The sequence below is a fragment of the Paraburkholderia sp. DHOC27 genome (assembly GCF_003429005.1).
Classification (GTDB): Bacteria; Pseudomonadota; Gammaproteobacteria; order Burkholderiales; family Burkholderiaceae; genus Paraburkholderia.
The window spans coordinates 239,299-266,101 of the sequence record NZ_QVQV01000008.1; the positions used below are offsets into that span (position 1 = coordinate 239,299).

Genomic DNA, 26,803 nt, shown 5'->3' on the forward strand with positions numbered 1-26,803 from the left:
GCCGCTGAACGCACACAGGCCGGACCTCTCTCCTCCCCAATCATAAGGAATGCAGCATGAAACGCTCCGCCGCTGAAATCATCCATGAATATGGGCCCTTTCCGGGTATCGAGCGAGTACATGGCCTTACCTACGACGGGCAGCATGTCTGGTTTGCCTCGGGCGACCGCCTGAACGCGCTCGATCCGCAAACCGGCAGCACGTTGCGCTCAATCGAAGTCGCCGCCCACGCGGGAACCGCCTTCGACGGCAAGCACCTGTTCCAGATTGCCGAGAGCCGCATCCAGAAGATCGACCCGCAGACCGGCGAGGTGCTGGCCACGATTCCGGCGCCCGGTGGTGGCGGCGACTCCGGTCTCACGTGGGCCGAAGGCACGCTGTGGGTCGGCCAATACCGCGAGCGCAAAATCCATCAGGTCGATCCGGAAACCGGCGCGCTGCTGCGCACCATCGAGTGCAACCGCTTCGTCACCGGCGTCACGTGGGTGAACGGCGAACTGTGGCACGGCACATGGGAAGGCGAGGAAACCGGCTTGCAGCGCATCGATCCGCACACGGGGAAAGTCCTCGAGCGCCTCGACATGCCGGCGGGCACCATCGTATCTGGCCTCGAATCCGATGGCGATGAACGCTTCTTTTGCGGCGGCGCCACCAGCGGCACGATCAGAACGGTGCGGCGTCCCAAGGGTAGTACTGAACGTTGAGGCTGGTGGCGACCACGCCGCCCAGACTGCCGCATGATATGCATCCGCTGACCGCACTCTGATCACCGCTCTCTGATCACCCGCTCCGCCTCGCCGCCCGTGAGTCTCGACGCGCTCGATTCACGGGCGCGCACCACTCGAAAATCCCCCTCTCGTCAAGCAAATCCGTCTAGGTATTCGCCCTCCAGGCGTAAGTGGTAAACCGCACTTTGCGAAGGCTATTTATCAGATCGAATACGCCGTCAGACCTTCTCGCCAAACCTGAGTAGTCCAAGCCGTTTTTACCGAAAGTCCTGCGATTTTCACGGTTGGCGCGCATAAGGCCGCACTGTTGCGCGCCCCCACCTGGAGGTGCATATGAAGCAACTTGTCCTGTTTCAAGCGATCGCTTCCCCCGTCTCTACGGCTACTTCTCATCTGGCTCATCTCACCCGTCTGACACGGCCAGGTTTCACCCGCTCCCACCGGCTCGCGAAACGGTCACGCGTCGGCCGCCGCAAACACCGTCCGCGAGTCCTGGCCGTGCTGTTGATGCAGGCTGGTCTGCTTTCCATGGCGCGGGCGGCGCCCCCACTTCCGCAGGGTGGTCAGTTCGTGCAGGGTCAAGGGTCGATCACCGCAGCCGGTTCCGGGCTGACCATCGCGCAGACCAGCTCGCGTGGCGTGATCGACTGGAACAGCTTTTCGATCGGCAACGGCGGCCACGTGAACATCAACAACGGCTCGGGCGCCACCTTGAACCGTGTCACCGGCAACGCGCCTTCGCTGATCAACGGCCTGCTGAGCGCGACCGGCAGCGTGTATCTGATCAACCCCCAAGGTGTACTGGTCGGTCCGGGCGGCGTGATCACCACGGGCGGGCGCTTCGTTGCTTCCACGCTGGATGCCGATAACACCGCGTTCATGGAGGGCGGCGCGCTGACCCTCAGCGGCACCGGCAATGGCAGCGTCATCAACCTGGGTAGCATCAGTTCGACCGGCGGCGACGTCTTCCTGATTTCACGCAAGGCCGTAGCCAACCTCGGCACGATCAGCGCGCCCAACGGCAGCGCCGAAATCGCGACTGGCAACCAGATCCTGTTGCAGGATTCATCGTCCGCACAGCAGGTCTTCGTGCAGGCCGGCAGCAATGGACAGGTGCTCAACGCGGGCGCGATCCAGGCGGCCCAGATCAATCTGCAAGCCGCGGATGGCAACATCTACGCGCTCGCCGGTCGCAACACGGCGCTGCGCGCCACCGGCACCGCCACACGCGATGGCCACATCTGGCTGGTGGCGGACGGCGGCACGGTCAATGCGCAAGGCACGCTGAGCGCGACCAATGCGGACGGCAGCGGCGGCACCGTGGACACGAGCGCCACCAACCTGCGGGTGACGGGTGCAACCGTCGATGCCGCGCTATGGAATCTCACCGCCCCCGTCTTTACGATCGACGCCGCAACCGCGCGCACGCTCGCGAGCAACCTGTCGCACGACACCTCCGTGGCCGTGACGACGACCGGCGCCGGCGGCACGAGCGGCGATCTGGGCGTGCTGTCGAGCATCCGCTGGAGCGGTGCGGCCTCGCTCACGCTGAATGCGTACCACTCGCTCGCCATCGCGCCGCACGCAAGCGTCGCCAACAACGGCAGCGGCAATCTCACCTTGCGCGCCGATGCGAGCGCCATCGACAACGGCGGCAGCGTCGTCAACAACGGCACGATCGACTGGTCGAAAAGCACGGGTATCGTCGCCGCGCTGTACGACATGACGGGCACGTGGCAGCCCGGCACAATCACCACGAATACCGCATGGAGCGCCGCGCCGTTCAGCGGGCTCGTCACGCAGGTCACCGCGTATCAGCTCGTCAATTCCATGACGGATCTGAATAACGTCGCGCTGAATCTGGCAGGCAACTATGCACTTGGCACGAACCTGAGCCCTGCGCCGTCTACGACGTTCGTAGCGATTGGCGGCGGTGCGCCGTTCACCGGTCAGTTCGATGGCATGGGCCATACCATCAGCAATCTCTTCATCACCGCTGCCTCGCCCACGTCCACATTCGCGGACGGCAATGCCGGCCTGTTCGGGGTGATCGGAACCACGGGCGTCGTGCGCAACCTCGGGGTTGTCGACGATCAGACCACAGGTTTCTTTAGTGCCACCGGCCTTCTGGCCGGCGACAACCAGGGCTTGATTACGCACGCCTACAGCACCGGCATGGTCACCACCGGCGAGTTCGGCCAAGGGTCCGGCGGCGGTCTGGTGGGTCAGAACGACGGCACCGTCGAGCGTTCCTGGAGCAGCGCGCAGGTCGGCGACCAGACGGTGGTCGGTGGACTGGTCGGCCTCAACAATGGCCTGGTCTCGCAGTCGTATGCAACGGGCCCCGTGTTCGTCGGCTCTCACGGCACGCCTGGCGGGCTGGTCGGCGAGAACTCGGCCACCGGCGTGATCGACCAGTCGTACGCCACGAACCAGATCAACGCCAACATCGTCGGCGGCGGTCTGGTCGCGATCAACGCGGGCTTGATCGAAGAGTCGTTTGCCGCGTCGCCCACGGCGTTCGGGGTGTCGCCGGAGATCGCGTATGGATCCATTGCCGGACAGAACGTCGGCACGATCGCGAACAACGTCTTCTGGAATGCCCAGACCGGCGCGTTTTTCTACGGCAGCAGTCAGCCGGCACCGGGCGTCGGCATCGGCACGGCCATCTCCGCCAGCAACGGCTTGACCTCCGCGCAGATGATCAACCCCGCCAGCTACGGTTCGAGCTGGAACTTTGGCGCCGACGGCACATGGGCCATCGTGGCCGGGGCCACGTACCCCGTGCTGCGATGGCAAGTTGAGCCTTGAACGATCGGCGTCGCGGCAATTCGGCCAAGGCCAGGCTCGATGCGTGGTTCGATGCGCTATCCACGTTGACGGCGTTACTGACGCTGCTGGCGTGGGTGACGCCCGCCGCCGCGCAATCGTATCGCGACGTGACGCCATCGCCGCCTCCCGCGCCCGCGCGGCCATCCGCAGCACCCGCGCCCGCCGCGCCGGTGGACAACGCCGCGCAGGTTGCGGTGGCATCTTTGCATGGCCTGACCTTCACGACCGATCGCTCCGCCACGTCACCGGTCGCGCAAGCCGCGGACGGCGCACTGACCTCGACGGGTCTACCGCTCCTCGACGCGCACTTTCTCGCCAGTTTCGCGGCGGATCTCGGCAAACCGATGACCTTCGGCCGCCTTGCCGAAATCCGTCGCGCCGTCGTGCAGCGCTATCGCGATGCAGGACAACCGCTCGTCGATGTGTATCTGCCGGAACAGGACGTGACAAACGGCGTGGTGCGGATTGCCGTGGCGAACTATCGCCTCGGCAAAGTGACCGCGCGTGGCAACCGCTATTTCCCGGATCGTCTGCTGGTGCGCGAAATGCCGCTCACGCCCGGCGCGCCGATCCGCGAAACAGATGTTGCGTCGGGCCTCTCACTGCTGAACCTGAACCCCTACCGCACCGTGGACGTGGTCTACGCACCGGGCGACGCGGAAGATTCCACGGACGTAGTGCTCGAAACGCAAGACCGTCTGCCCTTGCGCGTGAGCGCCGGGTTCGACAACGACGGCGTGGCGCAGCTCGGCCGCGATCGGATCTTCGCGGGCATCGACTACGGCAACCTGTTCGGCCTCGACCAGCAGATCGGCTATCAGTTGACGACCAACACCGATGTATTCGACGGCAACCCCGATATCTTCGGGGGTGCGAATCGTCCACGGTTCGTCGCGCATTCATTCAACTACGGCGCGCCGCTGCCGTGGCTCGATCGGGTCGAACTGTTCGGCATGTATGCGCAAAGCTCGCCCGATGTCGCCAACAGTTTCGGTCAAACCGGAATCTCTGCACAACTGAGTTTTCGCTACGACTGGCGGCTCGTGCCAATCGGCGCGTGGCAGCAACAGATCCAGCTGGGCTACGATTTCAAGCGCTCGAACAACGACCTCGAATTCGGCGGCTTTCAGGTGTTCAATTCGAACACGCACATCCATCAGTTCGTGCTGGCTTACGACGCCAACGGCCGCGACACGTTGGGTCAGGCGAGCGCCAGCGCAACGCTCGTCATGAGCCCCGGCTACCTGGACGGCGACGACAACGACGCAGCCTTCAACACAGCGCGGCTCGGCGCAAGCCCACGCTACACCTACATGCAGTTGACCGGACAACACGACGTTGCGCTGCCGGCAGGCTTTTCCTTCTCGGCGCACGGCATGTTTCAGTGGACACCGGACACGCTGCTACCGAGCGAAGAACTCGGTCTGGGCGGCGACAGCAGCGTGCGCGGCTACGAGCCCTACGTGGTGGAAGGCGACCGCGGCTGGAATCTGCAGACCGAATTGCGCACCCCGCCGCTGATGTTCGGCACGACGAGCGTCGCGCTGCAACCGTTCCTGTTCTTCGACGCGGGGCACGTCTGGAACCGCATCGACGAACCCACCGAGCCCAACAACGGCTCGCTCATCAGCGTCGGCGCGGGACTGCGTTTACAGTTCTCGCGCTACGTCAATGTACGCGGCACCTTCAGTGCCCCGTTGCGCGCGGCCGTGCCGAACGGTTCGAAGTCGCCGCTTGCTATCGTGTATGTCGTGGTGGGCAGCTAGCGCCTTCGCTCCGACATGGCTCCGACATGGAACGGAAGGCATGAAGTGATACTCTCCCATAACTTCAATCCGCCACGTTGCCGCCCATTCATGCTCTCAACTTCAAGTGCTGCGCTGATGGCCTTAGGCACCGCAATCGTGCTGTTCCTGCCGGGCCCGACCAACACCTTGTTCGCGACGGCCGGTCTCACGCGCGGCATACGGCGCTCCGTTCATCTGATTGGCGCTGAATTCACGGGCTATCTGGTGTCGATCTCCGTGTGGGGCTACGTGCTCACGCATGCCGCGGCTTCCTTCGCGTGGCTGCCGGCCGTGCTGCGGCTGGCGAGCAGCCTGTACCTCGCGTACCTCGCGGTGCGTATGTGGCAGACCGCCAGCGCATTTCCGTCGGCCACGCAACAGAGCGTCGGTCTGCGGACGCTGTTCACCGCCACCTTGCTCAATCCCAAAGCCATCCTGTTCGCCGGGACGATTTTCCCCGTCGTCACGTTTCAGAGCCTCGCGGCCTATCTGGAAACCATGACGATTTTCACCGCCCTGCTGATTCCAAGCGGGCTTGCATGGATCGGCTTTGGCGCGGCGCTCGGCAGCGGCCGTCTCATGCGCATCAATCCGATGCACGTCCAGCGTTGCGCGTCGATCATTCTGGCGGGGTTTTCGTTGTCGCTGGTGTGGGCGGTGGTGCACTAGGCAGGTGATGCCTGAAGGCAACGCCACCGGCGAGCCACGTGTTGCGCTAAAGCTTTTGTCGTGCGGACCGTTAAGACAGAGATTCTCTGTTACCGTTACGCGCTTTGTCTTTCGCGCCCAACCGACTCGCAGCAATCATGCATCGCCCCGCTGAATCTTTGCCCGACTCCTCTCCGACGCCGGGCCTGACCCGCACCATCGCGACCATCGTCACGGGCAACGGCTTCGTTGCGTACGACTTCACGGTCTACAGTTTCTCCGCGGTCCTGATCGGCCAACTGTTCTTCCCCTCCGCGAACCCTGCTGCGTCGCTGCTGCTTTCGTTGGCCACGTTCGGAGCGGGCTTCGTGATGCGGCCGCTCGGCGCGCTGTGGATCGGACGTCTGTCCGATCAGCGTGGCCGCAAGGCCGGCATGAGTGTCGCGCTGATGCTGATGACGGTCGGCACTTGGATGATGGCCTGCCTGCCCACCTACGCATCAATTGGATTCGCCGCACCGCTTCTGATGGTCGTCGCACGGCTTCTGCAAGGCTTCGCGGCCGGCGGCGAAATCGGCCCCGCTTCGGCATCGCTGATGGAATCCGTGCCGTACCACCGCCGCTGCTTCATGGTGAGCTGGCGCGGCGCCAGCCAGGGTGCCGCCGCATTGGTCGCCGCGCTGGTGGGAGCCGCCACGGTGGCGCTACTTTCGCCGGCCGCGCTGAAGGAATGGGGATGGCGGGTGCCGTTTTTCATTGGCGGCCTGATCGGACCGGTTGGCTGGCTGCTGCGCCGTCAGATGCTCGAAGCCGTCCCCGCGACGCCGCGCGAGCGTCTCTCCGCTCAGCTCGTGCGCGAACACGCCAGGCCCCTCGTGCTGGGTGTGCTGATGATGGCGGCGCCGTCAGTGAGCATCTACGTCACCGTGTTCTATATGCCCGCCTACCTCGTCGGCACCTTGCATCGGGCTGCCACCCTGAGCCTGCTCACGGCGTGCAGCTCGGGACTCGTCATTCTGATCGTCACGCCGCTCGTCGGACGGCTTGCCGATCGGCGCGCCAGCCGCAAGACCCTCCAGTACGCGGCCCTCGCGATCGCCATTGGCGGTGCGTGGCCGGCCTTCTGGTGGCTGACGCGGGGCGTGAGTGACCTCGCCACCCTCGGCATCATTACGGTCTACGTAGCATTTGCGGTGAACAATGCGGGCGCGGGATCGGTGTTGATGATGGAGGCTTTCCCGCAGCATCGTCGCGCGGCGGCGCTCGCCGTGATCTATAGCCTCGGTGTGGTGCTGTTCGGCGGCTTCTCGCCGTTCATCGTGAGCTGGCTCATTCACGTGAGCGCCAACGCCATGATGCCCGCGTGGTATCTGATGGCGGCCAACGGTTTATCGCTCGGCGCGCTTTACCTGTTCCCCGAACGGCTGGCGGGCGCCAGTGACGGCTCCGTACCCGCCGGGACCGCCCACCGTTGACCACTCCGTAAGCGCCGTGCGTTGCATCTCCAGGGCGCGCACGCGCATGTCCTGCGGGCTGATGTCGAAGGCACGCCGGAACGCACGGGTGAAATCGGAGGCGCTCTTGAAACCGAGGCCGTAGGCGATCTCCGTCACCTTCAGTTGCGGGAAACGCACCAGCTCGTCGGCGGCCTCACGCAGGCGTCGATGACGGATGTAGGCGCCGAGACCTCCCTCGTGTTCGAACCAGCGATAGATCGTCGCGCGCTTCAGTTGCAACGCGTCGACGACAAGACTCGGTGTGAGTTCGGCCTGGTGCAGATTGGCATCCACGAAACGGCGCACCCTCTCCAGCACCGCCGCCTGCAACGCCGCGCGGCCCGCGCCCGTCAGGCTGCTGTCCTGACGGAAGGCGGCGAGCAGCAACTGTGCGGCGAGCCGGAAGGCCTCGTCCGCTTTCTGCGCGCCGAGCGTCGGCACGCGCTGGCGCGTCGCAACGGCGTGTTCGAGCGCTACCTGCGCGAGCGGCGTGTCGAATGGAATGATGCGGCCGTGCAGCGATTCGCTGTCCGGTAGCCCTGCCTCGACGACCGGTCTCGGCACGAACAGGGTCAGCACGCGACAAGCCGGCCGTTCGACCCGGAACGGCTGGTTCAGATCGAACGCCACGATGCCCTGCACCGAGCCGGGCGCGCTGCGCTTCTTGCTCATGCCCGTGACCTCGCCGGTTTCCCCCTCCAGATAAAGGTGAAACGCGAAATCGCGGCGTGCGTCGGTGGAGACGCGCGCCACCGGACGCTCCAGTACCATTGCATCGGTACGCACGTCGGTAAATATGCTGTCGCCCGCCGCGAACAGTTCGATGCTCGCGCCGAAGCCATCGCTCAGTTGCGCCCTGGTGGGCGGCACATCCACGGCATGACCGACACGTCTGCGCCACGCCAGCACCTGCTGATCCGTCGCGAGCGTGCGCGTGCTGAAACTGCTCGTGCGCAACGAGGCGGGCAGGTTCACTTCAGACGGCGGTGGGTCGGTTGGCGGGCGCCGGGTCATAAGTCCAGGGAATCACTCATCTGCAACGGTACGTGTCATCGCGATGACGCCACGACAAAAAGATTGGAGGGCAAAGCCGGCCAAACTGAGACGGATGGTAAAGCCTTTTTGCGAACTAGCAATATCCTTCATTAAAAGAAGACCCCCAAAACCGGGTTTCGCGTTGAACTGAGAGATTCCAGATTTACGGCACCTTATGTCACTGCGATTCATCCGGTGTGGCCTCGCCACATGAGAGGGTCCATCGCAGGTTGACGAGGAATGTTCCGAGGGCCGAAATGAACGCGGTAGAAAAACAAACAGCAAACGAGACCAGTAGCTTGCGCTCGGCGAATCTCGCTGATATCGAGCTAGACCATCTTGAACGCATGGTTCAGTACGTCACCGCGAGTGACGGACTCCAGCATAAAAGCCAGTTGGACTATGAGTATTGGGAGCGGCGTCTGCGCGCATTGGCGCAAACGCACGACCTGGTCGTCAGCCAGCGGCGCCGCGTGCTGTCGTTGCTAGACCGGCTTGAGAGAGAAGCACTGTTCAGGTCGCGCGGGCGCTCGGTAGCCTGAAGCGTTTGAGCAGGCTTACATAATAAAAAGCAGCAGCAAAAACGGCGCGCTTCGTGAGATGCGCGCCGTTTTCGTTTTCAGGCCTGTTTTCTATTGGATTCAGGCGGAAGCCCGTCGACCGCATGGGCTTCCTGATCCGGCCATCCATTCATCAGAAGATGTTGCGCATGCCGACTGCAACGCCGGTCTGGTTGTTGCGGCCCGGAAAGTCTGCCAGCGCTGCGCCCGTGCCACGGATGAAGTCAACCGTGCCGTACACCTCGGTACGCTTGGACAGCGAGTACTCCGCCAGCGCCACCGCTGAATAGCGGGTGCCGCGGCTGATCGACGTGTCGTTGGCATCCAGCGCGTTGCGCGAGTGATCGTAGTAGCCCGCGGCGGTCAGCAGCAGCGGCGGCGTGACCTGCCAGGTGCTGCCCACGTAGAAGCCATCGTCAATGCGGTTCTTGCCCGTGACCGGCGTGGACCAGCTCGCCGCCGGCGAGTTGGCGGCCGCCATGAACAGATCGACCATGCCGGTGTTGTCCTGCGCATGCAGCCAGCCCGCGAAGGCCTTGACCGTGCTGAACGAGTAGACCGCGCTGACGTTGACCAGCTTGAACTTGTTGTTCTCCGCGTCGCTGTTCTGCTGATAGCCGGCGTCGAACGACAGGCCCGCGTACACGTACGACGCGGTAAAGCCATACATATTGTTGGCGCCCGTGCTGCCCGCCACGTTACCGAAGGCGTACATGCCTTCGACGTTCAGACCGCCGAACTGGCCGTTGTACTTGACCGAGTTGTTCTCACGCAGGCCGTAGCCGAGTGCGCCGGGCAGCCAGCCGTCCTGGTCGAAGTTGCCCACCGTCAGCGGGTCATAAACATCGCCGAGCTGATCGAACAGCGGCGTATTCTGGCGGCCCAACGTGACGGCGCCATATTGATTGCTCGACAACCCGACATAAGCCATCCGGTTAAAGAGCGTATTCGAACTTGCCAACGCGCCATTCCAGGCATTAAAACCATTTTCCAGCCGGAATACTGCCGACAGACCACCACCCAGATCCTCATTCCCCTTAAAACCAAAACGACTGCCGGTAATCGGGCCAATGCCCATTGAAACCTGGTTATCGTTGTTGGCATTCGCATTGGTGAGGTAGCGGATGCTCGTGTCGACGATGCCGTACAACGTCACCGAAGATTGCGCGAAAGCAGATTGAGCCGCGAGAGCCAGCAGCGCCCCGCCGATCACCATAGACGTCTTTTTCACCGGTATTTCCCCTTATGCGTATCTGGATGGAGTCGCTGTCCGTGCCGGCCTTGAGCCGTGGTTCACGCGCAAAACCCTTTGTGCGGTTGGATGATATTTCTACGACAATAATTTGAAAGTTATTTCATTTAAATGTCGTTGGATTACAACAGGGGTTGTGATAGCAGCCAACCGCGTGAAGCCCGCCGGATGGCCTTCAATCGGCTTTGCGCCGAAGTTGACGATCGTTCGGTATTTCCCCTGATTGGTGCATGGGGAGCTGGCGTGCTTGGGAGGGGGAGCGGGGTTTGTTGCTCGGCAATAGAGTTCTGGAAGCTGCACAAAATGCCCGGAGAAAGCGGTCGGGGCGCGTCCGGAAAGCGCCGGCCCGATGCGACATATCACGGCTTGCAGTTGCCGGTTCGCGGTGCCACCATCGGCCGCCCTACCGCCACTGTCAACGGATCATCTGCCTCGCGGGTCATGCGCAGGTAACCGTAACTGGTTGCTTTCGACCCGGAGCGGATCTACGCTCTCATCGACATTGAACGTCCGATGTGGCATCTATAGCCGACGGCCCGTGCGCGACGAACTTAGAATCTCCGAAGCGGACAACTTTCCTTCCGCAGGTATCTTCTTAGCGAGCGAGGGCGCCACTGTTAATGTGCCTCAACTGGGCAGAACGTTGACAGCATTGTGCTTAATTCAGAGGCGCTAGCACTTAAGTACCGGATTAACCATTCGCATCGTCGCTAAACCCGCCTGAGTATAGTGCCCCGTCGTTCCGTAGACGAGCGAGTGACCGTTCGAGTTCGCTGTAGTGACCTCACACCATCCAGACAATCTGCCGACCCAGACGTTGTTGCCTAGACCTTTGGTCTGGTAAGCGTCCGAAACAAGATGGGTCGCAGAACGAAAAGCATTGAGTCGTTGATAAAATAAGTTTTTAGACAACGCCGACTCTACAAATGGACAGTGCCGCGTTCGACTGGTACACAAGGACATGTGAAAAACTCGATGCGATCGAGAGGGCGTGCTTCTTATGGGGCCGCGAAGAGGGTATCGACAGGCCTGGTCGCAGACATTTACTTCACGCCGCGAAAGGTTATCCAGACGTGCCCACAATGTTTGACCAGTTTTTGGACGTGTGGCACGAAAAGATGCCTCCCTACAAATGGTCGCGAGAAACAATGCGCCGGATCGAATTTTCGGATCAAAGTGACTACTTGGATTTTATAACGATTAACCTCATGCCACTTCGCGAGGCAGCACGACTAAAATTAATCACCGCACGGGTAGAACAACACGACCCAAACATAGCACTCTTCAACCTTCTTCACCCGATTATCGCAAACCGCGCTTGGGACTTCTATGTGACGAATCATTTTAGGCAGGCAGTGGAAACGTCAGTGACGGCGGTATTTGATTACATTAGGGCGCGCACACAGAGCCAGTTGGACGGACAGGCGCTCGTGACCGAAGTTTTCAAACTTGAGGGCGCGAAGCTCATTTTGAGCACGCTCGATACTGAATCGGGCAGAAGCGAGCAAAAGGGTTTCATAAACATATTCGTCGGCGCGTATGTTGGGATTCGCAATCCTTTAGCGCATACCGTCATAAACGGCTTGACGCAAAAGGAGGCGGCCGAGCATATGGTTTTGGCCAGTTTACTAGCCAGCAAAGTTGACAAAGCTATTCTTGTAGAGGATTGACACCATGCGGGAGCGCGTGATGCTAGCGAAGCATCGACAGTTCGGTAACAGAGTCTGAAGACCGTAAATAAGCGGCACGCGTCCGCCCGCTTCCCACCAGCAGGTGCCGGATGTGCGGCGTCGCTTTTCAAGCGACGCCGATGCCGCTGACGATTCGGCGCGTCCCAGCCCCGGCCCAAGTGCGGCCCAACACTCGCACCATAAGTGCCTCCAGAATTTCACAATCCGGCCGTTAGGGTAGACGGCAAGCTTGCTAAATAACCCAAGGTACACGAGTCGCCGAAGGCAGAATAGCTGATAATTCAAGTCAACTTACAGACCTACCGCACTTAAAATGCTATCAGAGATCTTTAGCTTTCTTTAAAAAAACGAACACGCGAATCTTTTTGCTCATCTTTTTGGGGCCTGCGATGTGCACCTTTTATGGCGACGGCGATTCAATCGTCAATCCACTTTCCGTTAAATCGTTAGATCTTATCATCTTCATTCCTTTTTCGTTTATTTTGGTAGCGCTCTGGGTTGAGATGATTGACGGCTTGAATATTCGCTTAGCAGAAAATGATATGATGTGCTTGGGGGCCTGTAATTGTCGGCATTATTCTGGCATTCTGCATCCTTACTTCCATTTCATGTCTCTCAACTTAGGCCGGAATCATGTTTTCCTTAATCGCAATGAAGAACTTCATCAGGTTATGCATGCTCTATCTCTTGGGTCTCGATACGATCAGCATAAGCCGTTTAATATTTCGAAAATCTTCGCTCCCACTTCGATACATCTAGTTCATCCAAGGTCAGCGGCGTCGAGGATTGCAAAGTTTGTCAAATTTAAGGCCTCTCTCGGGACTCGCCTAACTAAAACGAATCGCACCAGACGTTCACGCACCTTCGTTGATACGAGAATCAAACCGTTACGGAAATTATGGCGCGAGTGAATCGCCAGCTTGAGCTTGGCTAGGATTTGCAGAGACACTGCGAGCAATGAAGCTGGCGGGCGCGCAATCTCACGCCCGCGTGTGCCTCGCTGGCGTGGCGCAATCAGTTCAGTCGTAAGCAACAGAAACCTGCGAAGGAGCGGCCGCATCGGTCGCTCGAGAGACTGCCAGTTCTCGTGTTTTTACACGGCCTCGGTCGAGGCGGTCCACTACCTATTCGAGCCCGAGTTCTGCAGCCGGACAGCTGGCCGGGAGAAGGGCGTTGTCGAGAAGAACGCGCCGGACTGGCGCCGCCTCTGCCGGACGGTCATTTCCTGAAACGGGAAGCGAAGTCCAGAAGCGTGTCATTAATCAAGTCGCGTTCGGGTGCGAAATGCGCGTCACGATGACAGCTTGGGCAGAGTGCGACGCAATTCCAGACGCGATCGCTATTCCTGACGCCAAGGATGTGATGAACGTCGAGAAAGCCCTTGTATCGCGCGATCGCTCCGCACGTCGAGCGTTCGCACTTGCCACCTGCGCGCTTGACGACGTCAGCCCGGACACGAGGATCGCGCTTAACTTCGGATCGCGTCACGGTCCGCTCACTTGCCCCATCACTTCCATAACCCGAAGGATCGGGCGCGTAGAGGTCGTCCCACGTGTCGTCGATGAGCACGCGCAGTTTCACGTCACCCATCTTGACGAGATCCTGTACGCCCGGCCATTGCCAGAGCACATCAGGCACGAAATGCGCGTCTTCGTGTCGGCTGTCCATTAGATACACCGTGGGACTCGAGCCGTTTTTTGCGTGGTTCTTCGTGGTTCGTCCTAAGCGTCCGGCTTCGATCATTTCCTCGCTTACTTCCGCCTGACGACGCCAGATCAAACCTAGCTGATCGATTGGTACAAGCGCTGCGTAGGGGACAGTCTCGCCTACGCGCTGGAAGATGAGCGCATGTGAGATGCCGAGTTTCACATCACGATCAACGAGCTGGTCGAGCGTTTTATCCCAGTCATTGTCAATGAGGTCCGCTCGCAGCTGGGCAGCCGAAAATCGAAGGTCGTCCGGACCGCGATGCCGCCAGCAAAGCCGCACGCGCATCTTGATCGTTCCCCCCGTTTCAGATCGCGCGGTAACAATCTGAGCCTGCGAAACCCCTCGCACGATCCGCTCGTCAGACAGCACTGCGAATCCTCGGCTTTCGAGAAACGGACGGATCGCGTCGCGACTCAAACGCTCAGCTTCAAAGCTCTCCGGCTTGCGAAATACACGTTCAGTTGGCACGACTGTCTCCGTTGGCTAGGGCATGATATTGGTGAAGCGCGCCATTTTTCGCAATACGGTTCTGCCTGCTTACAACACAAATGAATGAAATGTCGGACGGACGACTGCCGCCCGATGCGGTCGGCGATAGTCGACGCATAGCAGCGGTTCTGCCACACGCCAGCAATGGCCGCTAACTGAGTAATCCCGTCTTACCAGCGGCAGGTTCGTCCGCTCGCTGAACGTCAGGTTGTGGTGGCCCCCTTCAGTTTTCCCCCAAGCAGCCGTTCAACCGTACTACCCGGTGCCCGTAAGGAGACGAGAAGTTGAACCAAAGAAAAAAACTGCTTGGAATGCTAGCCCTCATGTTCGTCATTTCGCTTCCCTTTAACGGATTTTGCTATGAGGGAAACAATTGCTGGTCCGGATTGGCAATTCTTGTATTCGGCTTTCTCGGGTTGATCGACAATGCGCAGATAAGCTGGCTTGCCAATCTGCTGATAATCCCAGTTTGGCCATTGTTGTTTCTGCAAAGCAAGGCAAGCGACGCTCTCGCCTTGGCGTTTTGCGTGGGAGCGCTCGCCGTCGGCAACGCCTTCCTCTTTCAGGGCGTCAACACGTCCGAATCAGGAGGACCCTTGCAACCCGTATCGTCCCTTGGGGCGGGATACTGGCTGTGGATGGCCAGTATTACGTTATCAGGAGTCGTGGCTATTCATGGCGTTCTAAGGGGTTCGCCGTCCCAGTATAGGGAGACCTGATACGTTTCGAGGTCATACCCTCCGCATGCCGCAAGCAATGCACGTCAATCGTCCGGGTGACTCAACGCGGCGACTGAGCCACGAATCATTAGAGTGCAGTCGAATATGAACGGCTTCAGTGACGACACGTAATCGCCGGCACCCCGGTCCTTGACCTCTGCCACCAGCGCATCCACTGCCTTCGCGGCCATTTCCAGCAGGGGTTGGTGAATGGTTGTCAGGGGTGGCCAAACAGTGCGAGCTATGTCGGAATCGTCGAATCCCGCAACGGATACATCAGCCGGCAACGAAAGTCCCAAACCATAAGCAGCGTGCATGACGCCTGCAGCCATGTCGTCGTTGCTCGCAAACACGGCCGTAGGTCTAGGCTCGAGCGTCATCAAGTCTTTCCCACATGCGAGACCGGATTCAAACATGTGGTTTCCTGTTACCACCCACCTTGGATCGACGATCACACCCGCCCGTTGCATCGCTTCCAGATAGCCTGCAAGGCGCTCATCGCTGTCCCTGGAAAGATGCGGCCCACGAACAAACGCTATCCGTCGATGCCCAAGGCTGAGGATGTGCTCCGTCATCCGTCTCGCGGCCTGCCTGTCGTTCACGCTCACGCTGCCAATACCGTCTTCGAGCACGTCGGGGCTCACGCAAAAATAGGGAATCTGGCTCGCCTGTAGAGCGTGGGCAACACCTGGTAGATTGCATACTGGCGCAGCGACGATGAGAGCGCTGAGCCGCCGGCTCCTGGCCTGGCGCACGATCTCCAGCCCGGGATCGGGATTGTCCCGGGCGCATGGCAAAAGGAGGAGGCCGAAGTCGAGCCGTTCGCAGGCATCCAGTGCACCGGACTGAATTCCCTGAGAATAATGAGGAATCACGGCACCTGCGCCGGCCACGGCGGGCGCATAGACGAGCCCGATTGTATGGCTCACTCCGCGAGCGAGGTTTTGAGCGGAAGGGTTCGGTGCGTAGCCGAGTTCTGTTGCTGCGCTGAGAACGAGCTCGCGCGTACGCTCGTTGACATACGGCTCATTGTTGAGCACGCGCGAGACCGTCTTCATGGACACGCCAGCTCGTTTCGCAACGTCCGTGATGGTCACGGACTTCATGGTGACGTCACGCTTCACAGCGTGCATTCCCAGGCTGGCGCGCGGTGCGCTCAACGCTGCGTTCCGACGAAGTGTCGATACCAAAGAGCGCTTTCTTTCGGCGTGCGTTGCTGAGTTGCATAGTCGATATGAGTAATGCCAAAGCGTTTGGAGTAGCCGAGCGCCCATTCGAAATTGTCGAGCAGGGACCAGACAAAATACCCGCGAACGTCCACCCCATTGCTCATGGCTCGACCGAGCGCCGCAATTTGCCCCTGGAGGTAGGCTGTCCGGCGCGGATCATCGACCCGTCCGTCGACCATCTCGTCGTCGAAAGCGGCACCGCTCTCCGTGATGTAGATCGGCGGTGCGTTCGCGTAGCGGCGCTTGATATCTTCGAGGCATTCGCGAAGCCCTTCATGATATACCTCCCACCCCATCGCAGTGATTTGGGCACCGGGAGGCAACTCTACGGTGCGCTTGAATTCCTTGTCTTGCGCGGCACCGTTCGTGCTGGAAGATTGCGGCGCCTGGCGCTGTGCCAGATCCTCCCGATTTTCTTTGCGGAGAAAATGCGGTGACGGCACGCCGTCGGCACTCCCGATCGCGCGCCTGTAGTAGTTGACGCCCAGAAAGTCGATCGGCGTCGAAATGACTTCCATGTCGCCCTCGGTGATCTTCGGCTCGACACCGAGTAACTCTGTACACCGCTCGGGGTATTTGCCCAAAAACAGGCCGTCCAGATAGAGGCGATTCTGAGCGACGTCGTGCCTGTCTGAAGCGCGAATGTCTTGCGATCGATCGCTCGCTGGATGCACGGGCGCCAGATTCAGGACAATCCCGAGGGGTGCTTTCACGCCCTCCTGTCGAAGGGCCTGAACCGCGCGGCCATGTGAGAGCAATTGATGGTGCGTGACCTGAACGGAGGTAGCAGGATTCTGAATCCCCGGCGCATGCACCCCCATCCAGTGTCCGAGGTAGGCTGTGACGAATGGTTCGTTGAACGTGGCAATGGATGCAACGCGATCGCCCAGCGCACGGCCGACAATAGTTGCGTACTCCACGAAGCGGTCAACGGTTTCGCGCGATTCCCACCCGCCTTTGTCCTGCAGATATTGCGGTAGATCCCAGTGGTAAAGCGTCATGTATGGCGCAAGACCGCGTTCAAGCATGCCATCCACCAATCGACTATAGAAGTCGAGGCCTTTCTGGTTGATCTTGCCATCGGCGGTGGGCTGAATCCGGGGCCATGCGACTGAAAAACGCCAGGCGTTGAGATTCAACCATTTCGCCAGATCAAGATCGTCCGGCCAACGGTGATAGTGATCGCATGCCTGCGAACCGTCGCTGCCATCTGCAATGTTTCCTTCAGTGCGACAGAAACGGTCCCAGATGCTTTCGCCTCGACCGTCCTCGGTATTCGCACCTTCTATTTGAAAAGCAGCGGTAGCCGCACCCCAAAGAAAATCACGCGGAAAGTTCACGATTCATTCCATTTGCTAGAGAAAAAGAAAGCTCAAATTGCAGCCCAAACCATTTGCAAAGAGCATTACCCGGGCGTGCGTATAGGGCTACGGACCGCAATCGAGCACTCGCCTTTCTGGAACTATCCTGGCTCCTTATGACAGCGCTGTCATAGTAGCCGGATGATCTTCTTGTGCAATAGAGGAAATACCCCTAGGCGAACTGGAGATTGCATTCCACGCGGGCACTGCAGCCTGCCGCATCCTCTCCTCACAGGGTAACTACCCGTTTGACATGCACAAAAAACTCGCCGAGCATGACAGCGCTGTCATACAGATTTGTCTGCAGTTCGATCGGGTATGGATCGCCCGGCGACAAGGGTTAAATCGTATAAATCCAGGAGACTAACCGTGAATCGCTATGCCGGAGTCGATAGTGCGGAAAAGCACCCTGAGACCCGATCTCTGTACGACGGGCAGACACAGGAAAGTGCCCCGGAGCGCAATATCCGGCTGACGGGGCAAAAGATTAACGGCTGGTTTATCGCCAGATATATCGCAGCAATCATCGGCATCTGGGTGGCCCTCCTCACTCCGACGTCGGTGACTCTCGCCCTCCGCGTTGGCCAACTCGATCCGGCTCACAAAGCAAGCTCGTTGGCTTTTGTCGCGAGTCTCGGCGCGTTCGTGGCCATTTTCGCCAATCCGATTTTCGGCGCGCTCAGCGATAGTTCGACCTCCAGGTTTGGGCAACGACGTCCTTATATTGTTGGCGGCATGCTCGGCGGCACACTAGCCATCTTTTTCATTGGCTTCTTTGCGTCCACCCTGAGCATGGTGGCAATCGGGTGGGTCGCCGCTCAGCTGTGCTTCAACGCTGCCATCGCCGCGACGGTTTCAATTCTGCCGGAGCGGATCCCTTCGAAATTGCGCGGCAAGGTGTCGGGCTGGATGGGCATGACCACCCAGGTGGGTGTCGTAGGCGGCGTGTTTCTCATACAACTTTCGGGGACCGAGGGCTACGGGGCGTTTGTTTGGCCGGCGGTGGTCGGAGCGCTGATGGTGGCGCCGCTTTTGCTGACTCTGCGTGAGATACCGAAGACGCAGGGCGAGGTGGTGCCGCTATCGTTGCAGGCTGTGGCATCGTCGCTGTGGATCAATCCAATCGAATACCGCGATTTCGCGCTGGCCTGGCTGGGCCGATTCCTTGTCTGGATGTCGCTGTACACCCTGACGACCTACAAGACCTATTTTCTGATCGACACGCTGCACTACACGACGAAAACCGTGGCACCTGTGCTCACGGCAGCGATGTTCACGCTCGCGGTCTGCATTGCGATCTCAAGCATTCCGTCTGGATGGCTCTCTGATAAGGTGGGTCGCCGCAAGCCATTCGTCATCGCGGCTTCACTGCTCTTCGCGTTGGCGATGATCATCGTCGCGCACGCGGGATCCATTGACCAGTTCATTGTCGGAATCGGTGTCGCAGGCCTGGCCCAAGGAATGTATCTCGGCGTCGACTACGCGCTGGTGGCAGAAGTTTTGCCGGACAGCAGCGAACAGGCAGCGAGAGGCATGGGTTTCTTCAACCTGTCCACGACCATTCCGCAGACTCTCGCTCCCGTTCTTGCGCCGGTTCTGTTGAGAATCGGCGCGACGAATGCCACCGGCAACTATGCCGCGCTCTTCAGCGGCGCGGCGGTGTTCGCGGTAGTCGCTGCCTGCATCACCCAGTTGATTCGAGGCGTGCGTTAGCCTCCGTCAGACGTGCGCGCCGCCCTCCTGAAAAATCCCGGTTTTTCTAGCGTCACTCGAGCGTGACCAACGCTTCTCCTCACTTGCACTGAATGCCCGTTTACGTTACTTTATGCTCGATTATGCACGATTGACGATTGAGCAAAAACGAGGAAACGCGGTATGCAAAGAAGCCGGCAGGAAGCAGTGGAAGGACTTCTCCCCGACGAGCGCGAGCGCCTGATTCTGGAACGTCTCCGCGCGCAAGGGCGGGTGCTGGCCTCAGAACTCGCGGCCGAACTCAACACCTCGGAACACACGGTGCGCCGTCATCTGCGCGATCTCGCCGACGCCGGCCACTGCAAGCGCGTGTACGGCGGCGCCCTCGTCGTCTCCCCGGCTGATCGCAGCGCGTCGCAACGCATGGAGGAAGCGGTCGAGCGCAAGCAGCGGCTCGGCGTATGCGCGGCCTCGATTGTGCGGCCGAAACAGATCGTCTTGCTGGATGCAGGCTCGACCAACGTCGCGATTGCGCAGGCGCTGCCCGACAACGCCAATCTCACGGTCATCACGAATTCGCCCGAAGCGTGCCTGAGGTTGTTGGGTCGTCCGGGCTTCAATGTCATGCTGATCGGCGGCCGGGTGGGGACGGAAACGGCAGGTGCCGTGGGCGCGATTGCGCTGCTACAGGTTCAGCAGATCAAGGCCGATCTGTGCTTTCTGGGCGCCTGCGCGCTCGACCCCGAAGAAGGCATTGCCGCCTTCGAAGCGGAAGACGCCGAACTCAAACGCGCTATGGTGAAAGCGAGCAGTCGCGTTGCCATCGCCATGACCACGGAGAAACTGATGACCGCTGCACCGTTTATCGTCGCCCCGGCTTCGGCCATTGACTATCTGGTCGTCGAGGCCGACGTCAGCGCCGAGCGCCGGCGCAAGCTCGCCAAGGTGTGCGATTCCGTTCTGGTGGCGCAATCATGAGACCCGTCAAAGAACGCTTTGCCACGCTGGCGGTGTTTCTCGCCAACGGTTTCGGGATCGGCGCGTGGGCGGTGGAAGTGCCGCGCATCAAGGAGCACCTCGCGCTTAGCGACGCCTCGCTGGGTATCGCGCTTTTTTCGTTTGCGCTCGGCGCGATTGTCGCGATGCCGCTGGCTGGACGGCTCGCGCCGCATCTCGGAAGCGGCCGCGCCACCGCCCTGCTCGGCGCGGCCTTCGTCATCGCGCTGCCGTTGCCGGCACTGGCGCCCAGCCTGCCGATATTGTGCTTGGTACTCCTGCTGCTCGGCGCGGCCAACGGTGCAATGGATGTGTCGATGAACGGCCACGCCAGCGCGATCGAAACCGTCTGGAAAGCGCCGATCATGTCTTCGTTTCATGCGGCCTGGAGTGCGGGCGGTCTGCTCGGCGCGGCCACGGGAGCGATGATCCAGAAAGGCGGCATCGGCGTGGCCGGTGGTCTGCTGTTGCCCGATGTGTTTATCGCCGTGCTGGTTATCTCGGCGGCGGTACTGGCATTGCATGACGTAGGTCCGCGCGTCAAAGCGGCCGCCGGCAGCGCGTTCGCCTTGCCGAGCGGCGCCGTGCTGAAGCTCGCCGCGCTCGCCTTCATGTGCATGATGATGGAAGGCGCGGTGGCCGACTGGAGCGCGGTGTTCTTGCGCTCGGCGCTGAACGGCGAGGCGAGCGTCGCGGCGCTCGGCTACTCGGCGTTCGCCTTTTCGATGGCGGCGTGCCGCATCGTCGGTGACGTCTCGGTGCGGCGCTTCGGCTCGAGCGCGGTGGTCCGGCTTGGCGGTCTGATCGCAGCGGGTGGACTCGCGCTCGTGCTCGCGCTGCCAAGCACCGTGACCGCTTGCCTCGGATTCGCGCTGGTCGGCATCGGTCTCGCCAACATCGTGCCAGTGATTTTCAGCGCCGCCGGACGCTCGACGGCAACACCCGCGCTCGGTGTTTCCATGGCTGCCACGGCCGGCTATGCGGGTTTTCTGGTCGGACCGCCGGTGATCGGTTTCGGCGCCGGCTTCATGGGATTGCGCCTCGCGCTGAGCGTACTCGTGCTGGCCGGGTTGATCGTCTGCGTGTTCGGCGGCCGGGCGGTGCGCGGTGCCAGCGTCGGTACGCCGGAGGTCACGGCGCGTGCCGCCGTAGAGGGTTCGGTGGATTGATCTAGTGACGCGGCTAGCGGGTGTTCAAACCCATCACGCGTAACGCGCCAAAAACATGTCCGCGGCGGATTCCGCCACCTGCTGCTGCTCCGCCGCGCTCAGACACGGCTGCCCCATCGACACCTGCGGCCAGAACGCGAACGCTTTCACGAGACCCTGCAATTGCAGGGAGGCAAAGAGCGGGTCGGCTGTCTTGAGCCGGCCATCCGCGGCGGCCGCGCGTATCCACACGGTCAGATCTTCTTCACGCTCGCCCATGCGCGCCACCATATCGCGCGCGCGTTCCGGCGAATGAATGCCCGCAGCAATCGCGACACGCGCCAGGGAAAGAAACGCCTCGTTGTTCAACAGGCTCAGTTTCTTCGACAGCAATTGCAGAAGCTGCGCGCGCAACGGCTGCGTGGATGAGTACGCGGGAGCTTCGGCCGTATCGCTCGCCTCCCACAGTTGCCGGAGGATGGCGGCAAACAGCGCCTCCTTGCTCGGGAAGTGGTTGTAGACCGTGCGCTTCGACACGCTCGCGCGTGCGGCGATGCGATCCATGCTGGTGGCGTCGAAGCCGGCGGCGAGAAATTCTTCAATCGCCGCCTCGATGACGGCAGCGCGCTTCCGGTCGGTCAGGCGGAGGGGGGAATCAGTGGCGTCCATGCGCAAATCCTACACCAAGCAGTTTACTTTTTTCCAGGATAAACTACACTGGTTAGTCTACTTTATGGCGGGACGTCTCTTATGGCTTCGATGACCGGTTCTATCCGTCGTATCCTGGGTCTCACAGCGGCGCAGCGTGGGCGCACCTCGTTTGGCGCCTCGGCGCAGCACGACAGCGAGCGCTTTCGCAACGCCAAACCGCGTCCGGTGGAAGGCTTCGGCAAGACGCTCAGCATTGCGTGGAATGTCCTGTTCAACAAGCCGGACGGCACGGTGCCGGCCGGCGCGCTGCCCGTGCAGACCCTCACCCGCGCGGAACTCGACGCGGCGCCCGACCGCAGCCTGTACCGCCTCGGTCACTCGACCCTGCTGCTCAAACTGCGCGGCCAGTTCTGGCTGACCGATCCGGTGTTTGCGGAGCGCGCCTCGCCGTTCCGCAATCTCGGTCCGAAGCGCTTTCACGCGCCGCCCATCGCACTCGCCGATTTGCCGCCGCTGCGCGGCGTGATCCTGTCGCACGACCACTACGACCATCTGGATCGTGAGACGGTGCTCGCGCTCGCGGCCAGCACCGGCGTTTTCCTCACGCCGCTCGGCGTGGGTGACCGCCTGATCGAATGGGGCATCCACGCCGCCAAGGTGCGCCAGTTCGACTGGTGGCAAGGCACGGAGGTCGACGGCATCTCGTTCACCGCCACGCCTGCCCAGCACTTTTCCGGCCGCAGCCTGTTCGATGGCAATAGCACGCTGTGGGCGTCGTGGGTAATCGTCGATGACGGCCTGCGGGTGTTTTTCAGCGGCGACACCGGCTACTTCGACGGCTTCCGGACCATCGGCGAGCGGCTCGGACCGTTCAACGTGACGATGATCGAAACCGGCGCCTACGATGCGCAGTGGCCCTACGTGCACATGCAGCCCGACGAAACCGTGCAGGCCCACATCGATCTGCAGGGGCACTGGCTGGTGCCGGTACATAACGGCACCTTCGATCTGGCCATGCATCGCTGGCAGGAACCGTTCGAGCGCGTGCTGGGGCTGACCATCGCGCGGGGCGTGCCGCTCGCGACACCGCGCATCGGCGAACGGCTGGATCTCGCCGCGCCGCATCGCGGCGAGCGCTGGTGGCGTGAGGTTGCAGAGACGGTAGCGCAGCCCAAGGCAGCGCGGCGCTGGTTTGCCTGCCGTAATACCGCCCAGGCAAACCCGGAAAGCTGAAGCAATGCGGGCGACCCGCAGGTCGCCCGCACCAGTCAGCCAGTCAACCCGGCCGCGCAAAAAACCTACGTCTTCAGCCGATACCCCGTCTTGAAGATCCACGCCACGATGACGAGGAAAATGGCCAGAAACAGCGCGGTCATGCCGAGACTCACGGCAATGTCGACATCGGCCATGCCGTAAAAACTCCAGCGAAAGCCGCTCACCAGGTAGACGATGGGATTGAACAGTGTCACCACCTTCCAGAACGGCGGCAGCATATTCACCGCGTAGAAGCTGCCGCCAAGGAACGTGAGCGGCGTGATGATCAAAAGCGGCACCAGTTGCAGCTTCTCGAAGCTATCGGCCCATATGCCGATGATGAAGCCGAACAGGCTGAACGTCACCGCCGTCAGCACCAGAAACAGCACCATCCAGAACGGATGCTGCACCTGTAACGGCACGAACAGACCTGCCGTGGCGAGGATGATCAGTCCCAGCAAGATGGATTTGGTTGCGGCCGCACCCACGTAGCTCACCACGATTTCCAGGTACGAAACCGGCGCGGACAGTAACTCGTAGATCGTCCCCGTGAAGCGCGGAAAGTAGATGCCGAACGAAGCGTTCGAAATGCTTTGCGACAGCAGCGACAACATGATCAGGCCGGGCACGATGAACGCGCCGTAACTGATGCCGTCCACTTCCTTGATGCGCGAGCCGATCGCCGCACCGAACACCACGAAGTAGAGCGAAGTTGAAATGACCGGCGCAATGATGCTTTGCATCAAGGTACGCCAGGTGCGCGCCATCTCGAACTTGTAGATGGCGCGAATCGCGTAGATGTTCATTGCTCACCTCTCAGCAGGCTGACGAAAATGTCTTCAAGCGAACTCTGCGTGGTGTGCAGATCCTTGAAGCCGATGCCTGCGTCCTCCAGCGCCTTCAGCAAGGCAACGATGCTGTTGCGCTCGCGTTCGGTGTCGTAGGTGTAGATCAGTTCGTTGCCACCGCTGGCGAGGGCGAGCTGATAATCGCCGAGTTGCGATGGCACTTCGCGCAACGGCTGTTCGAGCTGCAACGTAAGCTGCTTCTTGCCGAGCTTGCGCATCAATTCGGTTTTCTCTTCCACCAGCATGATCTCGCCACCATTGATCACGCCAATGCGGTCGGCCATCTCTTCGGCTTCGTCGATGTAGTGCGTGGTCAGGATGATGGTGACGCCGTCCGCGCTCAGCGAACGCACGAGGCGCCACATGTCGCGCCTTAGCTCGACATCGACGCCGGCCGTGGGCTCGTCGAGAAACAGCACGCGCGGCTCGTGCGAGAGCGCCTTGGCGATCAGCACGCGGCGCTTCATGCCGCCCGAAAGCGTGATGATCTTGTTGTTGCGCTTCTCCCAGAGCGAGAGATCCTTCAGCACCTTTTCGATGTACGCCGGGTCTTTCGGCTTGCCGAACAGCCCACGGCTGAACGACACCGTCGCCCATACGGTTTCGAAGGAATCCGTGGTGAGTTCCTGTGGCACGAGGCCGATCAACGAGCGCGCCGCGCGATACTCGGTTGCGATGTCGTGGTCGGCCACCCGCACCGTGCCCTCGCTCGCATTCACGATGCCGCAGATGATGCTGATGAGCGTGGTCTTGCCGGCGCCGTTCGGGCCGAGCAAGGCGAAGATCTCGCCACGGTCGATGCTCAGGTTGATGTTTTTCAGCGCGCGAAAGCCGCTCGCGTAGGTCTTGGAGAGATTCGTGACGGAGACAATTGGCGGCATAGGGCCCATCACCGCGAGGGAAGTTCGAACACCAGACACGTCGTGGTGGCGTGGGCATACAGCGTTCCGTCGGGTCCGACCAGACGGGCTTCGGCGGTGGCCAGTTGCCTGCCGCAGTGAATCACCTTGCCTTCGGCGCGCACGCGGGCAATGCGTGGCGTGACCGCCTTGACGTAGTTCACGCTGAGTTCAGCCGTGGTGTAGCCGCGGCCAACCGGCATCATGGTATGGACGGCGCAGCCAAGCGCCGAGTCGAGCAGCGTGGCCGCCCATCCGCCATGCACGGTGCCGAGCGGATTCAGATGCCGTGCGAGCGGCGTGCCCTGGAACACCGCACGCCCTGATTCGATCTCGATGAGGGTGAAATCCAGCGTTTTGGCAATCGCGGCGTACGGTATCTCACCGCGCAGCATGGCCTGCATCACTTCGAGGCCAGACTTGCCGGCAATCTGCTCCGGGCTCGCGAGCCCCGGACCCGGCCCGGCTTCCATACGGGTCAATACTTCGGCTTCCTGCGCCAGCCATGTCTCGATCGTCTGCTCGGATGTCACCGCGTGCTCCTGACGTTGTTATGGTCAATCAGCCGGATGCACGCGCCATCTTCTGTTCCAGCGCGGCGCGCACCTCGGGCCATTCCGCGTCAATGATACTGAAGCGCACCGAATTGCGCTTGCGACCGTCCGGCATGATGCGCTCATGGCGCACGATGCCCTCCTGTTTCGCACCGATGCGCAGAATCGCGGCGCGCGACTTTTCGTTGAGTTCGTCCGTGGTGAACTGCACGCGCACGCAGTGCATCTCGTCGAACGCGTGGCGCAGCAGCAGATATTTGGCTTCGGTATTCACGCCGCTGCGCTGCGTGGATTGCGCGAGCCACGTGTGGCCGATTTCGAGTTTGCGATTGCTGCGGTCGATTTTCCAGAAGCGCGTGCTGCCCACCACGCGCCGATCCTCGCGCCGCACGATCACGAACGGCATGACCGTGCCCGCCGTGCGTCCGGCGATGGCATGTTCGATGTAGCGCGCCATGGTGTCGGCGTTGGGCACGACCGTGAACGTGAGATTCCACAGTTCGCCATCCGCTGCGGCGGCCAGCAAGGCGGACGCATGATGCGTCTGGAGCGGCTCGAGGATGACGGTGTTGCCGGTCAGCACGGGCTCCATGTGGGCATCGTGAGCCATGAGAGCGGGTCCTTTGATCTGAAAACGAATGCTCGACGTTCGGCGCCACGCTGAAGGCGCGGCACCAGGACCCGTCATTGTGCGGCAACTGCCTCGCGGATGGCTAGATCCACGGATACCGGCGGCGCTGGTACCAGGGCCGCTACGCCCGAGCGGACACGCGTGGCGCTCCGCGCCCGAACCACCCTGCTTCAACCCTGCTTTAACCCACTTCAGCCCGATTCAGCTCGCCAGCTTGCGGAACGTTTCCAGCACGGCCTCGCCCTTGAACGGCTTGACGATCCAGCCCTTCACGCCCGCCGCCTTGCCGCGCTCTTTCATGGCCGGGCTGCTTTCCGTGGTCAGCATGATCACGTTGACCGCCGTATTGCCGAGTTCGCCGCGAATCTTTTCGACCATCGTCAGGCCGTCCATGTTCGGCATGTTGACGTCGCTGATCACGAGCTTCGTACCCGGACTGCTTCTGAGCTTGTTCAGGCCGTCCTTGCCGTCCACCGCCGTATCCACGTCCAGCCCATTGTTTCTCAGGAAGCCCGCCACCTCGTCACGCACCGTGCTCGAGTCGTCCACTACCAGAATCTTCGCCATGTTCATTCCTTGATTGTTCGCTACCG

The 26,803-nt window shown here is 61.1% G+C and carries 23 protein-coding genes; 12 read left to right on the forward strand and 11 right to left on the reverse strand.

The features are described 5' to 3' along the window. Positions 1 to 56 precede the first annotated feature (56 nt). From D0B32_RS25070 to D0B32_RS25090, 5 genes are all read left to right on the forward strand, one after another. Positions 57 to 704, forward strand: a complete 648-nt coding sequence (locus D0B32_RS25070; protein WP_117336992.1) for a PQQ-binding-like beta-propeller repeat protein — start codon at positions 57 to 59, stop codon at positions 702 to 704. A gap of 357 nt (positions 705 to 1,061) precedes the next feature. Beyond that, the gene (locus tag D0B32_RS25075) at positions 1,062 to 3,539 is read left to right on the forward strand and encodes a filamentous hemagglutinin N-terminal domain-containing protein (RefSeq protein WP_117336993.1); all 2,478 of its coding nucleotides are present in this window, start codon (positions 1,062 to 1,064) and stop codon (positions 3,537 to 3,539) included. A gap of 65 nt (positions 3,540 to 3,604) precedes the next feature. After that, complete coding sequence (locus tag D0B32_RS25080) at positions 3,605 to 5,326, forward strand: ShlB/FhaC/HecB family hemolysin secretion/activation protein (protein WP_117337185.1); 1,722 nt, start codon at positions 3,605 to 3,607, stop codon at positions 5,324 to 5,326. A gap of 90 nt (positions 5,327 to 5,416) precedes the next feature. Then, positions 5,417 to 6,016 (forward strand): LysE family translocator, encoded by a 600-nt coding sequence (locus D0B32_RS25085; protein ID WP_117336994.1) that lies wholly within the window; start codon positions 5,417 to 5,419, stop codon positions 6,014 to 6,016. 137 nt (positions 6,017 to 6,153) lie between these two features. After that, the gene (locus D0B32_RS25090; RefSeq protein WP_117336995.1) at positions 6,154 to 7,470 is read left to right on the forward strand and encodes an MFS transporter; all 1,317 of its coding nucleotides are present in this window, start codon (positions 6,154 to 6,156) and stop codon (positions 7,468 to 7,470) included. Here D0B32_RS25090 and D0B32_RS25095 read toward each other — a convergent pair. After that, positions 7,384 to 8,466, reverse strand: coding sequence for an AraC family transcriptional regulator (locus D0B32_RS25095; protein ID WP_259295129.1), 1,083 nt, complete (start codon positions 8,464 to 8,466; stop codon positions 7,384 to 7,386). The genes D0B32_RS25090 and D0B32_RS25095 overlap by 87 nt on opposite strands. Positions 8,467 to 8,783: 317 nt before the next feature. Here D0B32_RS25095 and D0B32_RS25100 point away from each other — a divergent pair, with 317 nt between their 5' ends. After that, positions 8,784 to 9,068, forward strand: coding sequence for a hypothetical protein (locus D0B32_RS25100; RefSeq protein ID WP_117336997.1), 285 nt, complete (start codon positions 8,784 to 8,786; stop codon positions 9,066 to 9,068). 151 nt (positions 9,069 to 9,219) lie between these two features. Here D0B32_RS25100 and D0B32_RS25105 read toward each other — a convergent pair whose 3' ends face one another. Then, on the reverse strand, positions 9,220 to 10,317 hold the full coding sequence (locus D0B32_RS25105) for a porin (RefSeq protein WP_117336998.1): 1,098 nt from the start codon (positions 10,315 to 10,317) through the stop codon (positions 9,220 to 9,222). A gap of 947 nt (positions 10,318 to 11,264) precedes the next feature. Between D0B32_RS25105 and D0B32_RS25110 the strand changes: the two genes are divergently transcribed. Continuing rightward, the gene (locus D0B32_RS25110; RefSeq protein ID WP_117336999.1) at positions 11,265 to 12,008 is read left to right on the forward strand and encodes a TIGR02391 family protein; all 744 of its coding nucleotides are present in this window, start codon (positions 11,265 to 11,267) and stop codon (positions 12,006 to 12,008) included. 1,239 nt (positions 12,009 to 13,247) lie between these two features. Here D0B32_RS25110 and D0B32_RS25120 read toward each other — a convergent pair. After that, positions 13,248 to 14,207 (reverse strand): HNH endonuclease, encoded by a 960-nt coding sequence (locus D0B32_RS25120; RefSeq protein WP_117337001.1) that lies wholly within the window; start codon positions 14,205 to 14,207, stop codon positions 13,248 to 13,250. A 305-nt stretch (positions 14,208 to 14,512) separates the two neighbouring features. Here D0B32_RS25120 and D0B32_RS25125 point away from each other — a divergent pair, with 305 nt between their 5' ends. Continuing rightward, the gene (locus tag D0B32_RS25125; RefSeq protein ID WP_147329565.1) at positions 14,513 to 14,947 is read left to right on the forward strand and encodes a hypothetical protein; all 435 of its coding nucleotides are present in this window, start codon (positions 14,513 to 14,515) and stop codon (positions 14,945 to 14,947) included. Positions 14,948 to 14,991: 44 nt separating this feature from the next. On the opposite strand, the gene D0B32_RS25130 is transcribed toward D0B32_RS25125, so the two are convergent. Both D0B32_RS25130 and D0B32_RS25135 read right to left on the reverse strand, forming a co-directional pair. Next, the gene (locus D0B32_RS25130; protein ID WP_117337003.1) at positions 14,992 to 16,221 is read right to left on the reverse strand and encodes a LacI family DNA-binding transcriptional regulator; all 1,230 of its coding nucleotides are present in this window, start codon (positions 16,219 to 16,221) and stop codon (positions 14,992 to 14,994) included. Then, a complete protein-coding gene (locus D0B32_RS25135; protein WP_220444961.1) occupies positions 16,104 to 17,516 on the reverse strand; it encodes a beta-glucosidase in 1,413 nt (470 codons plus the stop codon). Before D0B32_RS25135 ends, D0B32_RS25130 begins: the two co-directional genes overlap by 118 nt. Before the next feature lie 390 nt (positions 17,517 to 17,906). Between D0B32_RS25135 and D0B32_RS25140 the strand changes: the two genes are divergently transcribed. From D0B32_RS25140 to D0B32_RS25150, 3 genes are all read left to right on the forward strand, one after another. Beyond that, positions 17,907 to 19,250, forward strand: a complete 1,344-nt coding sequence (locus D0B32_RS25140; RefSeq protein WP_220444962.1) for an MFS transporter — start codon at positions 17,907 to 17,909, stop codon at positions 19,248 to 19,250. 162 nt (positions 19,251 to 19,412) lie between these two features. Beyond that, on the forward strand, positions 19,413 to 20,207 hold the full coding sequence (locus D0B32_RS25145; protein WP_117337006.1) for a DeoR/GlpR family DNA-binding transcription regulator: 795 nt from the start codon (positions 19,413 to 19,415) through the stop codon (positions 20,205 to 20,207). Further along, entirely contained in the window at positions 20,204 to 21,394 is a 1,191-nt protein-coding gene (locus D0B32_RS25150; protein ID WP_259295130.1) for an MFS transporter, read from the forward strand. The genes D0B32_RS25145 and D0B32_RS25150 overlap by 4 nt, the downstream gene beginning before the upstream one ends. Positions 21,395 to 21,427: 33 nt before the next feature. Here D0B32_RS25150 and D0B32_RS25155 read toward each other — a convergent pair whose 3' ends face one another. Further along, a complete protein-coding gene (locus tag D0B32_RS25155; RefSeq protein ID WP_117337007.1) occupies positions 21,428 to 22,042 on the reverse strand; it encodes a TetR/AcrR family transcriptional regulator in 615 nt (204 codons plus the stop codon). 81 nt (positions 22,043 to 22,123) lie between these two features. Between D0B32_RS25155 and D0B32_RS25160 the strand changes: the two genes are divergently transcribed. After that, the gene (locus tag D0B32_RS25160) at positions 22,124 to 23,257 is read left to right on the forward strand and encodes an MBL fold metallo-hydrolase (RefSeq protein ID WP_117337008.1); all 1,134 of its coding nucleotides are present in this window, start codon (positions 22,124 to 22,126) and stop codon (positions 23,255 to 23,257) included. A 65-nt stretch (positions 23,258 to 23,322) separates the two neighbouring features. On the opposite strand, the gene D0B32_RS25165 is transcribed toward D0B32_RS25160, so the two are convergent. The 5 genes from D0B32_RS25165 to D0B32_RS25185 all read right to left on the reverse strand — a co-directional run bounded on the left by D0B32_RS25165 (position 23,323) and on the right by D0B32_RS25185 (position 26,777). Next, the gene (locus D0B32_RS25165; RefSeq protein WP_117337009.1) at positions 23,323 to 24,084 is read right to left on the reverse strand and encodes an ABC transporter permease; all 762 of its coding nucleotides are present in this window, start codon (positions 24,082 to 24,084) and stop codon (positions 23,323 to 23,325) included. Continuing rightward, a complete protein-coding gene (locus D0B32_RS25170; protein WP_117337010.1) occupies positions 24,081 to 25,007 on the reverse strand; it encodes an ABC transporter ATP-binding protein in 927 nt (308 codons plus the stop codon). The genes D0B32_RS25165 and D0B32_RS25170 overlap by 4 nt, the downstream gene beginning before the upstream one ends. An 8-nt stretch (positions 25,008 to 25,015) precedes the next feature. Next, the gene (locus D0B32_RS25175) at positions 25,016 to 25,498 is read right to left on the reverse strand and encodes a PaaI family thioesterase (RefSeq protein WP_117337187.1); all 483 of its coding nucleotides are present in this window, start codon (positions 25,496 to 25,498) and stop codon (positions 25,016 to 25,018) included. Positions 25,499 to 25,586: 88 nt separating this feature from the next. Beyond that, positions 25,587 to 26,189, reverse strand: coding sequence for a GNAT family N-acetyltransferase (locus D0B32_RS25180; RefSeq protein ID WP_259295131.1), 603 nt, complete (start codon positions 26,187 to 26,189; stop codon positions 25,587 to 25,589). A 222-nt stretch (positions 26,190 to 26,411) separates the two neighbouring features. Then, on the reverse strand, positions 26,412 to 26,777 hold the full coding sequence (locus D0B32_RS25185; protein ID WP_117337012.1) for a response regulator: 366 nt from the start codon (positions 26,775 to 26,777) through the stop codon (positions 26,412 to 26,414). Between the last annotated feature and the right edge of the window lie 26 nt (positions 26,778 to 26,803).

What these genes read in the sequence shown, in the direction of transcription:
- D0B32_RS25100 (WP_117336997.1), top strand. Translation starts at nt 8,784, where the DNA reads ATGAACGCGGTAGAAAAACAAACAGCAAACGAGACCAGTAGCTTGCGC.
- D0B32_RS25185 (WP_117337012.1), bottom strand. Translation starts at nt 26,777, where the DNA reads ATGGCGAAGATTCTGGTAGTGGACGACTCGAGCACGGTGCGTGACGAG.
- D0B32_RS25085 (WP_117336994.1), top strand. Translation starts at nt 5,417, where the DNA reads ATGCTCTCAACTTCAAGTGCTGCGCTGATGGCCTTAGGCACCGCAATC.
- D0B32_RS25165 (WP_117337009.1), bottom strand. Translation starts at nt 24,084, where the DNA reads ATGAACATCTACGCGATTCGCGCCATCTACAAGTTCGAGATGGCGCGC.
- D0B32_RS25155 (WP_117337007.1), bottom strand. Translation starts at nt 22,042, where the DNA reads ATGGACGCCACTGATTCCCCCCTCCGCCTGACCGACCGGAAGCGCGCT.
- D0B32_RS25170 (WP_117337010.1), bottom strand. Translation starts at nt 25,007, where the DNA reads ATGCCGCCAATTGTCTCCGTCACGAATCTCTCCAAGACCTACGCGAGC.
- D0B32_RS25110 (WP_117336999.1), top strand. Translation starts at nt 11,265, where the DNA reads ATGGACAGTGCCGCGTTCGACTGGTACACAAGGACATGTGAAAAACTC.
- D0B32_RS25160 (WP_117337008.1), top strand. Translation starts at nt 22,124, where the DNA reads ATGGCTTCGATGACCGGTTCTATCCGTCGTATCCTGGGTCTCACAGCG.
- D0B32_RS25180 (WP_259295131.1), bottom strand. Translation starts at nt 26,189, where the DNA reads ATGGCTCACGATGCCCACATGGAGCCCGTGCTGACCGGCAACACCGTC.
- D0B32_RS25090 (WP_117336995.1), top strand. Translation starts at nt 6,154, where the DNA reads ATGCATCGCCCCGCTGAATCTTTGCCCGACTCCTCTCCGACGCCGGGC.
- D0B32_RS25070 (WP_117336992.1), top strand. Translation starts at nt 57, where the DNA reads ATGAAACGCTCCGCCGCTGAAATCATCCATGAATATGGGCCCTTTCCG.
- D0B32_RS25145 (WP_117337006.1), top strand. Translation starts at nt 19,413, where the DNA reads ATGCAAAGAAGCCGGCAGGAAGCAGTGGAAGGACTTCTCCCCGACGAG.
- D0B32_RS25075 (WP_117336993.1), top strand. Translation starts at nt 1,062, where the DNA reads ATGAAGCAACTTGTCCTGTTTCAAGCGATCGCTTCCCCCGTCTCTACG.
- D0B32_RS25150 (WP_259295130.1), top strand. Translation starts at nt 20,204, where the DNA reads ATGAGACCCGTCAAAGAACGCTTTGCCACGCTGGCGGTGTTTCTCGCC.
- D0B32_RS25175 (WP_117337187.1), bottom strand. Translation starts at nt 25,498, where the DNA reads ATGGAAGCCGGGCCGGGTCCGGGGCTCGCGAGCCCGGAGCAGATTGCC.
- D0B32_RS25130 (WP_117337003.1), bottom strand. Translation starts at nt 16,221, where the DNA reads ATGGGCGCTCGGCTACTCCAAACGCTTTGGCATTACTCATATCGACTA.